The organism is Pseudomonas sp. FW305-20 (assembly GCF_058788075.1).
Map to the genome: position 1 here is coordinate 42,012 of NZ_JBYTAJ010000037.1, position 12,993 is coordinate 55,004.

At 52.1% G+C, this 12,993-nt stretch carries 13 protein-coding genes and 1 pseudogene; 12 read left to right on the forward strand and 2 right to left on the reverse strand.

The window, feature by feature from the left end:
- The first annotated feature begins 245 nt into the window (after positions 1-245).
- The 12 genes and pseudogenes from AC3WP4_RS24430 (at position 246) to AC3WP4_RS24485 (ending at position 11,479) form a co-directional block, all read left to right on the forward strand.
- Positions 246-1,622 carry a glutamine synthetase family protein gene (locus AC3WP4_RS24430; RefSeq protein ID WP_056745147.1) on the forward strand — a complete coding sequence of 459 codons (1,377 nt, stop codon included), beginning with the start codon at positions 246-248 and terminating at the stop codon, positions 1,620-1,622.
- 223 nt (positions 1,623-1,845) lie between these two features.
- Positions 1,846-3,336 carry an aldehyde dehydrogenase gene (locus AC3WP4_RS24435; RefSeq protein WP_102616196.1) on the forward strand — a complete coding sequence of 497 codons (1,491 nt, stop codon included), beginning with the start codon at positions 1,846-1,848 and terminating at the stop codon, positions 3,334-3,336.
- A gap of 55 nt (positions 3,337-3,391) precedes the next feature.
- Positions 3,392-4,678, forward strand: a complete 1,287-nt coding sequence (locus AC3WP4_RS24440) for an NAD(P)/FAD-dependent oxidoreductase (RefSeq protein ID WP_102616197.1) — start codon at positions 3,392-3,394, stop codon at positions 4,676-4,678.
- A 446-nt stretch (positions 4,679-5,124) separates the two neighbouring features.
- Entirely contained in the window at positions 5,125-5,673 is a 549-nt protein-coding gene (locus tag AC3WP4_RS24445; protein ID WP_007895886.1) for a cupin domain-containing protein, read from the forward strand.
- A gap of 67 nt (positions 5,674-5,740) precedes the next feature.
- Positions 5,741-6,190: a hypothetical protein gene (locus tag AC3WP4_RS24450; RefSeq protein WP_102616198.1), complete on the forward strand. Its 450-nt coding sequence runs from the start codon at positions 5,741-5,743 to the stop codon at positions 6,188-6,190.
- A gap of 73 nt (positions 6,191-6,263) precedes the next feature.
- Positions 6,264-6,782: pseudogene (locus AC3WP4_RS24455) on the forward strand (cupin domain-containing protein).
- A gap of 296 nt (positions 6,783-7,078) precedes the next feature.
- A complete protein-coding gene (locus AC3WP4_RS24460; protein ID WP_102616199.1) occupies positions 7,079-7,894 on the forward strand; it encodes an iron-containing redox enzyme family protein in 816 nt (271 codons plus the stop codon).
- Between the two features lie 44 nt (positions 7,895-7,938).
- The gene (locus AC3WP4_RS24465) at positions 7,939-8,106 is read left to right on the forward strand and encodes a rubredoxin (RefSeq protein WP_102616200.1); all 168 of its coding nucleotides are present in this window, start codon (positions 7,939-7,941) and stop codon (positions 8,104-8,106) included.
- Positions 8,107-8,724: a LysE family translocator gene (locus AC3WP4_RS24470; RefSeq protein ID WP_102616201.1), complete on the forward strand. Its 618-nt coding sequence runs from the start codon at positions 8,107-8,109 to the stop codon at positions 8,722-8,724.
- Positions 8,709-9,623 (forward strand): EamA family transporter, encoded by a 915-nt coding sequence (locus AC3WP4_RS24475; RefSeq protein ID WP_146011590.1) that lies wholly within the window; start codon positions 8,709-8,711, stop codon positions 9,621-9,623. The genes AC3WP4_RS24470 and AC3WP4_RS24475 overlap by 16 nt, the downstream gene beginning before the upstream one ends.
- Positions 9,598-10,851, forward strand: coding sequence for an ATP-grasp domain-containing protein (locus AC3WP4_RS24480; protein ID WP_102616202.1), 1,254 nt, complete (start codon positions 9,598-9,600; stop codon positions 10,849-10,851). Before AC3WP4_RS24475 ends, AC3WP4_RS24480 begins: the two co-directional genes overlap by 26 nt.
- Positions 10,835-11,479: a substrate-binding periplasmic protein gene (locus AC3WP4_RS24485; protein ID WP_102616203.1), complete on the forward strand. Its 645-nt coding sequence runs from the start codon at positions 10,835-10,837 to the stop codon at positions 11,477-11,479. The genes AC3WP4_RS24480 and AC3WP4_RS24485 overlap by 17 nt, the downstream gene beginning before the upstream one ends.
- Before the next feature lie 203 nt (positions 11,480-11,682).
- Here the strand turns inward: AC3WP4_RS24485 and AC3WP4_RS24490 are convergent, their stop codons facing one another.
- Positions 11,683-11,976: a fructose-bisphosphate aldolase gene (locus AC3WP4_RS24490; RefSeq protein ID WP_102616204.1), complete on the reverse strand. Its 294-nt coding sequence runs from the start codon at positions 11,974-11,976 to the stop codon at positions 11,683-11,685.
- 569 nt (positions 11,977-12,545) lie between these two features.
- Positions 12,546-12,764 (reverse strand): PLD nuclease N-terminal domain-containing protein, encoded by a 219-nt coding sequence (locus AC3WP4_RS24495; RefSeq protein ID WP_102616205.1) that lies wholly within the window; start codon positions 12,762-12,764, stop codon positions 12,546-12,548.
- Positions 12,765-12,993 lie beyond the last annotated feature (229 nt).

Below are 12,993 nucleotides of genomic sequence, written 5' to 3' on the forward strand. Positions count from 1 at the left end.
TTTCCGGAGCTTAGCCTTGTTGATTTTAATTAACAACTCTCATGTAAAAAATTCTAAACGCCGCACGTCCGATCTTCAGGATTTACACGGTGCGCAAGACTGATTTGGCACTCAAGTGCCCAAGAAAGGCCCGAAAATAAAGGTTGAGAGGCTGAGTGTTCGCTATTGACTTCACTTTGCCGTTCGGGTTGACTGGGCTCGCAACAAGGTAGTGAACATAATAATTAACAGCTAATAGGTGCATCATGTCGGTCCCTCTGCGTACCGTTCAACTCAACGAAGCAAACGCATTCCTTAAGAAATATCCTGAGGTTTTGTACGTCGACCTTCTGATTGCGGATATGAACGGTGTGGTGCGCGGCAAGCGCATCGAGCGCACCAGTCTTCATAAGGTTTACGAAAAAGGCATCAACCTCCCGGCCTCTCTGTTTGCTCTGGACATCAACGGTTCTACGGTGGAAAGCACCGGCCTGGGTCTGGACATCGGTGACTCAGACCGAATCTGCTTCCCCATCCCCGATACCCTCAGCATCGAACCCTGGCAGAAGCGCCCGACCGCGCAACTGTTAATGACCATGCACGAACTCGAAGGCCAGCCGTTCTTCGCTGACCCGCGCGAAGTGCTGCGTCAGGTCGTGAGCAAGTTCGATGCAATGGGCCTGACCATTTGCGCTGCGTTCGAACTCGAGTTCTACCTGATCGACCAGGACAACGTGAACGGTCGTCCGCAATCGCCACGCTCGCCGGTTTCCGGCAAACGTCCGATGTCGACTCAGGTGTATTTGATCGACGACCTGGACGAATACGTCGATTGCCTGCAAGACATCCTCGAAGGCGCGAAAGAGCAGGGCATTCCTGCTGACGCCATCGTCAAGGAAAGCGCCCCGGCGCAATTCGAAGTGAACCTGCACCACGTCAACGACCCGATCAAGGCCTGCGACTACGCGGTGTTGCTCAAGCGTCTGGTGAAGAACATCGCCTACGACCACGAGATGGACACCACCTTCATGGCCAAGCCGTATCCGGGCCAGGCGGGCAATGGTTTGCACGTGCACATTTCGATTCTCGACAAAGAAGGCAACAACATCTTTGCCAGCGAGGATCCCGAGCAGAACGCCGCGCTGCGACACGCGATCGGCGGTGTGCTCGAGACCCTGCCGGCGCAGATGGCGTTCCTGTGCCCGAACGTCAACTCGTACCGTCGTTTCGGCGCGCAGTTCTACGTGCCGAACTCGCCGAGCTGGGGCATCGACAACCGTACCGTTGCGGTACGTGTGCCGACCGGTTCGCCGGACTCGGTGCGCATCGAACACCGCGTAGCGGGCGCCGATGCCAACCCGTACCTGCTGATGGCGTCGGTGCTGGCCGGTATTCACCACGGCCTGACCAACGAAATCGAGCCGGGCGCACCGGTTGAAGGCAACAGCTACGAGCAGAACGAGCAGAGCCTGCCGAACAACCTGCGCGATGCATTGCGCGAGCTGGACGACAGCGAAGTCATGGCCCGTTACATCGACCCGATGTACATCGACGTGTTCGTGGCGTGCAAGGAAAGCGAGCTGGCCGAGTTCGAAAACTCCATCTCGGACCTTGAGTACAACTGGTATTTGCACACCGTCTGATGGCTATTACCCGGCAGTTATGGGTCATGGGGTGCACACAAAACAAGTGTGCACCTCCCATCCCTGTGGGAGCGGGCTTGCCCGCGATGACGGCAGCACATCCAACATTGATTTTGCCTGACACACCGCTATCGCGGGCAAGCCCGCTCCCACAGGGAGTGGCGGTGTTCGCTGGTTGGCTTCAATCCGACAACTACTTATTCCTCTGCGTCGAGTCACAACCATGACAAACACTCGCAGCGACTGGGAACAACGCTTCCAGTCCCTAACACTCGAAGGCCGCGCATTCATCGACGGCCAATACTGCCCGGCACTCAGCGGCGACACCTTTGAATGCATGAGCCCGGTCGACGGCCGCTTCCTGGCCAACGTCGCCAGCACCGACGAAGCCGACGCCAATGCGGCAGTCGCCGTCGCACGCCGCACCTTCGAATCCGGCATCTGGGCCAATCTCGCCCCGGCCGAACGCAAGCGCATCCTGATCCGCTTCGCCGACCTGATCCTGGCCAACCAGGAAGAACTCGCCCTGCTCGAAACCCTCGACATGGGCAAGCCGATCAACGACTCGATGAACATCGACATCCCGGCGACCGCCAACGCGATCCGCTGGAGCGCCGAAGCCATCGACAAGATCTACGACGAAGTCGCCGCCACACCGCACGACCAACTCGGCCTCATCACCCGCGAAGCTGCGGGCGTGGTCGCCGCCATCGTGCCGTGGAACTTCCCGCTGATCATGGCCAGCTGGAAGTTCGCCCCGGCCCTCGCGGCGGGTAACTCGTTCATCCTCAAGCCTTCGGAAAAGTCGCCACTGACCGCGATTCGCATCGCCCAACTGGCGCTGGAAGCGGGCATCCCCAAAGGCGTATTCAACGTCCTGCCGGGCTACGGTCACACCGTCGGCAAGGCGCTGGCGTTGCACATGGACGTCGACGTGCTGGCCTTCACCGGCTCGACCGCAATTGCCAAGCAACTGCTGATCTATTCCGGCCAAAGCAACATGAAACGCGTCTGGCTCGAAGCAGGGGGCAAGAGCCCGAACGTGGTGTTCGCCGACGCGCCGGATTTGCGCGCGGCAGCCCAAGCGGCGGCGGGTGCGATTGCCTTCAACCAGGGCGAAGTCTGCACCGCCGGTTCGCGCTTGCTGGTGGAACGCTCGATTCGCGAGCAGTTCATTCCGCTGCTGGTGGAAGCACTGCAAGCCTGGAAACCGGGACACGCTTTGGACCCGGAAACCACCGTTGGCGCGGTCGTCGATCAGCGTCAACTGGACAACGTGCTGCGCTACATCCAGGTCGGTAAAGACCAGGGCGCGCAACTGATCGCGGGCGGCAGCCGCACCCTCGAAGCCACCGGTGGCCTATACGTGGAGCCGGCGATCTTCGACGGTGTGACCAACGCCATGACCATCGCCCGGGAAGAAATCTTCGGCCCGGTGCTGTCGCTGATCACCTTCGACACCGAGGAAGAAGCGCTGGCCATCGCCAACGACAGCATCTTCGGCCTGGCCGCAGGCGTCTGGACCAGCAACCTTAGCAAGGCCCACACCTTCGCGCGCGGCTTGCGTGCCGGCAGTGTCTGGGTCAACCAGTACGACGGCGGCGACATGACCGCGCCGTTTGGCGGGTACAAGCAGTCGGGTAACGGTCGGGACAAATCGCTGCACGCGTTCGACAAATACACCGAACTCAAAGCGACCTGGATCAAGCTCTAACACCTATAAAAAAGCGACGGTCGCCGGCAGGTGCCAGCGGCCATCGGAGAAACCTATGAAACAAACAACACATGTAAACAGCTACTACGCCGCCACCCGCAACTTCACCGGCGACTTCCCGGTGCTTGAAGAGTTGGTGGAATGCGACGTCTGCGTGATCGGCGCCGGCTACACCGGTTTGTCGTCGGCGCTGTTCCTCGCCGAAGCGGGCTACAGCGTGACCGTGCTCGAAGCCGCCAAAGTCGGTTTCGGCGCCAGCGGTCGCAACGGTGGCCAACTGGTCAACTCCTACAGCCGCGACGTCGATGTCATCGAAGAACGCTACGGCGACAAAACCGCCGAAGTCCTCGGCAGCATGATCTTCGAAGGCGCCGACATCATCCGTCAGCGCATCCAGCACTACGATATCCAGTGCGACTACAAGCCGGGCGGCATCTTCGCCGCGCTGAACAAAAAGCAACTCAAAGGCCTGGCCGAGCAGAAAAGCAGCTGGGAACGCTACGGCAACAAAAACCTGACAATGCTCGACGCGGCAGACATCAAGCGCGAAGTCGGTTGCGACAACTACGTTGGCGGCCTGCTCGACATGCAGGGCGGCCACATCCACCCGCTGAACCTGGCCCTCGGCGAAGCCTCCGCCATCATCGGCCTGGGCGGCAAAATCTACGAACAATCGGCAGCGGTGGAAATCACCTACGGCGAACCGATCACCGTGCGCACCGCCAAAGGCGTGGTCCGTGCCAAGTACCTGCTGATCGCCGGCAACGCCTACCTGCCGCAAGACCTCGACAACCGGGTCACGCGCAAAAGCATGCCGTGCGGCTCGCAAATCGTCGTCACCGAACCGTTGTCCGAAAAGGTTGCCCGCAGCCTGATCAAAAACAACTACTGCGTCGAAGACTGCAACTACCTGCTCGACTACTACCGCCTCACCGCCGACAACCGCTTGCTGTACGGCGGCGGCGTGGTCTACGGCGCCCGCGAACCGGACGACATCGAACAACTGATCAAGCCGAAAATCCTCAAGACCTTCCCGCAACTGAAGGACGTGAAGATCGACTACCGATGGACCGGCAACTTCCTGCTGACCATGTCCCGCATGCCGCAATTCGGCCGCATCGAGAAAAACGCCTACTACATGCAAGGCTACAGCGGCCACGGCGTCACCTGCTCGCACCTGGCCGGCAAACTGATCTCGGAAATGATCCGCGGCGACGCCGAACGCTTCGATGCCTTCGCCTCGCTCCCGCACATGCCCATGATCGGCGGCCGCACCTTCCAGGCCCCACTCACCGCCATGGGCGCCGCGTACTACGCGCTGCGCGACCGTTTCGGCATCTAGTCGTCAACACAATCCCTGTGGGAGCGGGCTTGCCCGCGAAGACGGCTTAACATCCAACAATGATGTAGCTGACACACCGCCTTCGCGAGCAAGTCGAATCGTCGCACCGCCGCTCCCACAGAGATCCATGGCCTACACAAAATCTGTGACCAACCAAATCCAAACTGTGGGAGTGAGCCTGCTCGCGATGAGGCCATACCAGTCACTATCAACCCCAACTGACACACAGCAACCACACCTACACCTTTCACACCCAAATCCCCCCAACTTCAGGCTAAAACAACCTTTTCATCCACCCATTCATCGAACCTGCTGAGCAACACAACCAAACGTGATTTAATACCCGCCTTTCAAATTTCCGGGACAGGGAAGCGGTGTTTTTCGCGGCCAAAAGTCGCCCGCCATCCACCCCCATAACCCTTAAGTATTCCTCGCATAAGGCTGTCATGGACACGGGCTCACGACTCAAACTAGTACGCGAAAGCTACAAACTCTCCCAGCGCGAGCTGGCCCGGCGTAGCGGCGTCACCAATGCAACCATCTCCCTGATCGAACAAAATCGCGTCAGTCCCTCCGTCAGCTCCCTGAAAAAACTGCTCGAAGGCATCCCCATGTCCTTGGCGGACTTCTTCACCTTCGACCAACCGCCCCGCGAACACCAATACGTCTTCCGCGCCAACGAACAGCCGGATCTAGGCCGTCATGGGCTGCGGTTGCTGCTGATTGGCGCTTCGGTGCCGAGTCGGCAGATGCGCCTGTTGCGCGAGCAATACGCGCCGGGGGCGAGTTCGGGGGAAGAACCGATTGTGCATTCGGAAGGGGAGGAGTGTGGGCTGGTTACGCGGGGGACGGTTGAGCTCACGGTGGATGGGCAGATTAGTGTGTTGAATGCCGGGGATGGGTATTACTTTCCGACGACGTTGCCGCATCGGTTTCGGAATATTGGGGCGGATGAGGCGGAGATTATTAGTGCGAATACGCCGGCTAACTTCTAATTAGTTAACTGTTTCAGTGTTTCCCTGCATTGGATGCAGGGCCCTGAAGATTTTGAACGTTGTACTTATGATGGATTATGTGTTGAAGGATATTCGAACAATTGGCTATTACCTCTGGGCATGGATCATGGTCTTTGCCTGTGCTGCTTTTTATTCCGTGATACTTATGTTGGGGTTGATGCAAGTAATAACCCTGGAAGACACGCAGTTCTATGCTGTAGGCCTTGCAGTTTATGTGGTTTTTTGCTTTCTCGGCTTGCGCTACTACGTTCCAAGGTTGCGGAGAATGGAACTCGATGAGACGTTGAACGACAGGTACACCAGTGTGCGAGCTTCCAGGATAGCAATCTTCATCGGTGCTTCAATTGGGACCATAATTTTTATTCCTCAGATAGATAAGATCAAATTCTTGAGTGATTTACCTCATTGGGGTGCCATTGGGGTTTTGTTTTTTGCTTTTGCATGTACCGTGTTTGTTTTTTCTCACTATGTTTGGAAGCCGGGTCGCAGGCACTAATTAATTCGATGATCAACAAAAATTCAGCAAAAAAGGTGACCAGCAAAAAAAGGTGACAGATCTATTTGGATAAATAGATCTGTCACCTTTTTTCTCCCAACGCGAGCTGGCCCGGCGTAGCGGCGTCACCAATGCCACCATCTCCCTGATCGAACAAAATCGCGTCAGTCCCTCCGTCAGCTTCCTGAAAAAATTGCTCGAAGGCATCCCCATGTCCTTGGCGGACTTCTTCACCTTCGACCAGCCGCTCCGCGAACACCAATACGTCTTCCGCGCCAATGAACAGCCGGATCACGGCCGTCATGGGCTGCGGTTGCTGCTGATTGGCGCTTAGGTGCCGAGTGGGCAGATGCGCCTTTTGCGCGAGCAATACGCGCCAGGGGCGTGCTCGGGGGGAAGAGCCGATTGTGCATTCGGAAGGGGAGGAGTGTGGGTTGGTTACCCGGGGGACGGTTGAGTTGACGGTTGATGGGCAGATTAGTCTGCTGAATGCTGGGGATGGGTATTACTTTCCGACGACGTTGCCGCATCGGTTTCGGAGTATTGGGGCGGATGAGGCTGTATTTGTGCGAATGCGCCGGCTAACTTCTGACGTCAATGAAGTTGCATGAGGTGGGCGGCTATATTTTTTTTGTATGAATATTCTGACTCGTATTTCGTACAAGTTAGTTGCTAGCAATCGCTGATTTTCAGTTTGGATTTCTTCAAGGTTGTGACGCTCTAGCTCGGGCGTCTCAGGTTAGAACTGCAATATAGGTATCTACGGGGTCGAGTATTTTTCGAAAAAACTGTTGACATTTTTTTTGCGAGATTGAATATTTCTCCGGCGCAGGATAGCGCAACAAGGATCGACAATAATAAAACCAAGGAATACACGGAGAGAATCTGATGAGCATTCAGGAAGCGTTCAATGTAAGGGAAAATGAGCAGGCGTTACACGATACTAAACACGATGCTACTTACAATAATATTGCTGGCTCTATCGTTCGACATGGAGCGATTAAAGAACTTGATAGATTTGGCCAGATTCTGGCGAATAAACCTCTGGATCATGAGGGTTTAGCGGTATTCTTTGGAACAGTGTGGGCATTCTTCAAAGACGTACCCGCCGGTATTATTGCGTTGGCCGCCAGGGTCACTGATGAGTGGATCAAAGAAGATACCTGGAACGGTACAGCTAAAGCAGCTCATATTCTCTACGCTTCCGTAGACGAATATGGGTTGCATCAACACAGCAAACACATGCTGCCGACCCATCATCAAATGTTCAAGGAACTCACGTCCCATCTAGGCCTTTCTGACGCTGATCTTTTTGATACGAAGCATGTTTTGCCTGAAGGCGTTGCGATGGGTAATAACACCCACCGAATGTACCGTTCGGAGTTCCTTGGGGAAGCATTAGGCTTTCATCTTGCGTCAGAAATGACATCATCCAGAGAGTTCCAGTACTTCCTTGAAGGCTTCCAGAGGTACGCCAGTGAATATGGTCTGACGGATCAGGACGATCCGGTACTTGCCTTTTTCGCAATTCATTGCGATGTAGAACCTATGCACGTGGCAACGGGGCGGGACATACTTGTTTCGTATCTGGAGAAAAATGAAAGCATTGGTCCGCAAGCTTTGCGAGGGGCGATGGCTTTCATGGATGGATTTGAGCAAATGTTCGCTGCATTGAATAAGCGCTTGAGTTCATCCATTCAGTGAGTGTTAGGCGGGCCTACGGCCCGCTTTCTTAAAAGAGATTAGTTATGTCAAAAGAATATGAGTGCCAACTCTGTCATTACACATATTCAGAAAGCGATGGCGAGCCTTTGGAAAGCATTGAGCCAGGTACCAAGTGGGAAGATCTGGCAGACGACTTTAAGTGTCCTCATTGCCGTGCCAAAAAGAAAATGTTTAAGGAGCTCGTAGATTAAGTGCATGATTTTCGTCAGTCTCTGCTATTTTCGATGGTGCTGTCGATTTCATTCGGACCGATTGCCTTAATTATATTGAGGCAATCAATCTTGTATGGCCGATTGAGTGCGCTGCCGAGTGCGCTAGGCGCCGCTATTGCCGATGTTCTATATGCGGCGGTTGCATTAATGGGTGCTGCACTTGTGAGCGTGTTTGTAGTTGAACATCGGAACTTATTGGTCGTTGTATCTATAGTTTATCTGTTTTATTTGGGCGTAAAAATGTTCAAGTATACAGATCCCGATATATCGGTTTCGCAGCAGGCAGGGTTCATTTCTGTTTTTGCTTTGACGATGACTAATCCACTGACCATCGTGGCAATTACTTCTTACGTTTTTGCCAGTCAATCGGCTGCGCAAGCAGTCAATATTCCCGCCTTTCTTTCAGGATTTTTTATCGGTAGTTTCGTGTGCCAAATGGTGTATGCATTAGGCGGTGATGTGATAGGAAAAATATTGTCAGGCAGAGTCAGTTTTCGAGTGTTAAATTGGCTTGGTGGTATTTATCTGGTTGCATTCTCTATATGGAAATTACACTATTTAATTAAGGATAAAGGTCTTTTATGGGGAATGGGTTGATCTATGGATGCTTGCTGATTTTAAGCCATAACATTCTTACTGGGTGGCAGGATGTTTATCGCTCATCGACGTTTATGAGTCGCGATGTTTTCCTGATGACATCATTGTCAATGTTGCTTACGGCATCTTTTTTTATGTTGGTGGCATTTCTAAAAAGAACAAAATATCCACTGGGTGGTCGTCAATTACTGTATTTAAATATCTGGACTACTGGTAGTTGGGGCGGAATTTTTCTAGCCATTTCACTGCTGCCCCCCGCAATGGTGATAGGTGTAGCAACTTCGTTGGCACCAACGTTCACTTTCTGTATTAACAGAATATGTCGGCCCGACTCAAAAAGCGATCGCGGCGACATGGTGATTTGTCTGCTTTCGCTGCTGATAACGCTTCTATTATTCTACGATGGTTTTCGTGTCGGTTCAGGGATAGCACCTTTCGTTATGGCGCTAGGTCTTTGCATTTCAGCGTTTGCGGCGTTTTCGGATGCGGCACTCACCGTTACCAATAAGTCAATGTACGATAAAGGTGTGAATACATTAACTATTCTTTCCTCTAGATTTTATCTGCTTATCGCAATTTCCTTTGTTTGTTCGTTGGTCAAGGGCTCTTTTGTCTTAAGTGGCGAAATCATTGAAGTGGCGTTGGTAATTTCTGTGCTCGGAATAATTCCGGCAGTGTATTTACTTCAGGAAGGTATCAGATATCTTGAGCCCGTGCTTTTGGAGATATTATTGTCGAGTACGCCACTTTTCGTGCTTTTGTTTCAATGGCTACAACATCCGTATCCGCCATCATTAATAACGGTGGTGTGTTGCTTTTCAATCGTTTCAATATCCATAATTCAAGTTGTTAGGAATATGAGGGCTGTCGAGTATGCCAAAATTAGCTGCGATAGTTGATGCTTATTCGACAGGGCGTTTTTTGTCAGCGGAATTTGAGAAGTATGGATATAAAATTGTCCATGTTCAGTCAATGGATCCTATACTTGAGTTCGATCGCCAAAGTTTTAGGGTCGAAAGTTTTGTGGCGAACATAATATCGAAAACAATAGAGCAGACGGCGTCGGAACTGGGAAGCTTGGGGGTTGAGTTTGTCGTTGCGGGTTGTGAGTCGGGAGTGCTGTTGGCGGATCAACTGAATAATAGACTTGGTTTGCAGGGCAATGCTATTGAAAAGTCTGAGCATCGCCGAAACAAGTACCTCATGCAGTCCGCTTTGAAGAGTGCCGACATCGAATACATAGAAAGTCTTCAGACCGACTCTGTCGATATTGCAATAAGCTGGTTCGAAAGTCGTGAGTGTTCGGCGGTTGTTGTGAAACCACTGGACAGCGCTGGTTCAGATGGGGTCTTTTTTTGTACCACCGTCTCTGAGATATTTTCAGCTTTTAGGTGCTTGTTGAATAACGTGAACTCAATGGGTTCAATAAATCGAGCCCTAATCATTCAAGAGAAGCTTTCTGGTGTTCAGTACATTGTAAATATGGTTAGTTGTGAAGGTGAGCATTTTGTTTCGGATGTCTGGAAAGAACACCGAGTTGAGGACCCGTGCCATGGCTATCTTGGTGATAAGGAGTACCTTCTTGACTTTAAGGGCGCGAGTGTTGAAGTTGAACGATTAGTTAAATATGCTAGACAGTGTCTTGATGCATTGGGAATGGTTCATGGACCCTCTCACATAGAAATTATGTGGTGTTCGAAAAGAAACACGCCGGTGCTGATTGAACTGGGCGCGCGGATGCAGGGTTCTATTTGCCATAATGCGGTTTTGAAAGCGGTAGGTCATAGTCATGTCACTTTAACCGCATTGGTTTATGGCAGTCCTCAAGTTTTCAAACATCAGATGCAACGCTTTTCCGGTAACAATTTTAAATGTCTTGCGGTGTTGATGAGGTGCCCTTGTGATCTCCGAGTGGTGGATGATTATTACGTGGATGCTGTTCGGGCTTTCCCGACCTACGTTGATGAACTTCATTTGCCGGTTAAAGGATCTAAATTAACAAAAACGATCAGTATGGAGACGTGTCCTGGGATCGTCTATTTTGTTGATGAGAGTGCTGATGCGCTTGAGCGTGATTATAAAAATTTTAAAGTGTTAGAGCGAGCGATGTATGAAGCGAGTTGCTAAGTATTTCATAGGTTATGATTCGGAAAATAAGCCGTTTACCTTTGTTAGAGGTGGGGTGGGCTGTGGGCTTGAGTTAGACTATTTGCGTGCTGTGTGTGAAGTCGCTGAACTTGATTGTCAATTTGTCCCGATTAAGTGGAGTGAACTTTTTCGCGCGTTAGATGCAGGAGAAGTGCATGCGATATTTTCCAGTATTTCTAGAACTTATAAAAGATCATTGTCGTACAATTTTACGGCGCCCTATTTCGATTCTCCAGAAGCAATTATTTACAAGGGGCGGTTGAACAGCTTTAGTGCAGCAAGATCGATGGGTGTCTTGAGTGGTTCAAATCATCATGCCTATGCGCAATCAGAATTTCACACGCTCAAGCTTTTTGAGTTTTCGGATTTGAACGCGTTAGCTGAAGGGTTTCAAGATGAGTCGATAGACAGTTTGCTTGTGGGGGTTGATGTTGCAAATTTGTTAATTAATAATTTCCCTGCGCTTGAGTTAAAACTGCATGATGAATTGATCGTTGCGCCGGGGTATTTTGGTGAAGGGTCGTGTGTCGTTGTTAATAAGCTTGAAGGTGCTCTTCTGGAGTCTCTTAATTTTGGGATGTCAAAACTTGGATGTTTGCGGCTTTAGTTTTTGCGCCGTACATTAACCAATGTGCCGCAGAGTGTCAGAGTACTTTGTTCGATAGGATGCAGGGTTGTTCATTCTGCCTTTAGTTCGTTTTCGACATATCAATTTGTGAAAATATACGCCATCAAATCAAGCTTCTTATTGGATATATAAAGTTAGTAAAAAACCCGCAGTAATGCGGGTTTTTTATTGCGGTAATTCGGTCACTGATCCTTATGCGTATTGAATCCCCGCTGCTCAATCACCCGAAACACATCGCTCACATCCTGGACCATGATCCGGGCGATGTTGGTGACGGTGTTGATGTCGTTCTCGGCATAGTCCGGCAGGCTGGTGCAGGCCATGAGGTGCAGGTATTTGAGGACTGCGCTGAGGCGTTCGCTGACGCAGTTGTGGAGTTCTTGGAGTGGGGCGTCGCTGTCGATGAGCAGGACGGGGTAGTCGGTGGCGAATTGGGACATGGGGGTGAAGCGACGAGGCGGATTGTTCATGGTCATAAGTAGTTCTCTACGGAAGTAAATAGAGGCGCCACCTTTTCGCTGCGAAACAAATGGGGTGGCAGTTGTACGCGGGTTCGCAGACCGAGAGATGACCGACACCCGGCAGACTCGAAAGTCTCCCACGCACAACCGCCATGAAATGAAACGCGGGCGAATTTTGCCAGAGTTCTCATGCGACGGTATTGGTCATCTGTTTTATAGGGCTGCGAAACCCATCGCTAATTGTGTCAGCGACAGGTCGAATATAGGCGGCCATTTTGCTGCTCACAACCGGGCTGTAGGACGGTTTGGCGTTTGTTGTGACAAGGCTGAATGCCACTGTTTTCGGGCTTGTTGCGGTGATTCCGGCCGTTTGGAGGACCTTGGGAAATGGGAGGCAGGTTTTGGGGCCGCTTCGCGACCCAACGGGGATAAATCCCCTCGCCACAAAGGGTGAATTCCTACGCGAATTTCGGATGTCAGGTTTATGAAATCGGGTGGCCAGGAACAACAAAGCCCCGAATCTTCGGGGCTTTGTTGTTTGCAATTGCGCAGTTCAAAAAATCCTTACCGCACAGCATCCAACGTTATTGCCTGGCCTGCGGTGAATGCGGGTTCTGATCGGTGTGTTTCGGTCCGGCCAGTGCCCACGCTATCAGCCCGAACAGCGGTACGAACACGATTACCACCATCCATACGAGTTTGTTGCTGGATTTGCCTTCGGCTTTGCGCACTTTGTTGATTGCCCATATCTCGACCAGCACAAGTATTGCGGCGAGTACGATCCAGATGGTTTCGGTTTGCATGGGTCACCCTCCTGATAGTCATTCAGTTAGGTGGGTGGGTGTGGGCGGGGTTCATTAAATTTCGGGGTTTTTGGGTAGTCGCGGGCAAGGCGCAAGTGGGGTTGCTCGCGATGGGGGGCTGTCAGCTAAATCAATATTGGCTGTCATGGCCTCATCGCGAGCAGGCTCGCTTGTATGGTAGGACTTGAAGGGAGGAGGAGGGACAAGGCTCGATTCTGACTGTTGACGC

Excerpts from the sequence above, each read along its gene's own strand:
- AC3WP4_RS24430 (WP_056745147.1), top strand. The coding sequence starts at position 246 with ATGTCGGTCCCTCTGCGTACCGTTCAACTCAACGAAGCAAACGCATTC.
- AC3WP4_RS24435 (WP_102616196.1), top strand. The coding sequence starts at position 1,846 with ATGACAAACACTCGCAGCGACTGGGAACAACGCTTCCAGTCCCTAACA.
- AC3WP4_RS24440 (WP_102616197.1), top strand. The coding sequence starts at position 3,392 with ATGAAACAAACAACACATGTAAACAGCTACTACGCCGCCACCCGCAAC.
- AC3WP4_RS24445 (WP_007895886.1), top strand. The coding sequence starts at position 5,125 with ATGGACACGGGCTCACGACTCAAACTAGTACGCGAAAGCTACAAACTC.
- AC3WP4_RS24450 (WP_102616198.1), top strand. The coding sequence starts at position 5,741 with ATGATGGATTATGTGTTGAAGGATATTCGAACAATTGGCTATTACCTC.
- AC3WP4_RS24460 (WP_102616199.1), top strand. The coding sequence starts at position 7,079 with ATGAGCATTCAGGAAGCGTTCAATGTAAGGGAAAATGAGCAGGCGTTA.
- AC3WP4_RS24465 (WP_102616200.1), top strand. The coding sequence starts at position 7,939 with ATGTCAAAAGAATATGAGTGCCAACTCTGTCATTACACATATTCAGAA.
- AC3WP4_RS24475 (WP_146011590.1), top strand. The coding sequence starts at position 8,709 with ATGGGGAATGGGTTGATCTATGGATGCTTGCTGATTTTAAGCCATAAC.
- AC3WP4_RS24480 (WP_102616202.1), top strand. The coding sequence starts at position 9,598 with ATGCCAAAATTAGCTGCGATAGTTGATGCTTATTCGACAGGGCGTTTT.
- AC3WP4_RS24485 (WP_102616203.1), top strand. The coding sequence starts at position 10,835 with ATGAAGCGAGTTGCTAAGTATTTCATAGGTTATGATTCGGAAAATAAG.
- AC3WP4_RS24490 (WP_102616204.1), bottom strand. The coding sequence starts at position 11,976 with ATGACCATGAACAATCCGCCTCGTCGCTTCACCCCCATGTCCCAATTC.
- AC3WP4_RS24495 (WP_102616205.1), bottom strand. The coding sequence starts at position 12,764 with ATGCAAACCGAAACCATCTGGATCGTACTCGCCGCAATACTTGTGCTG.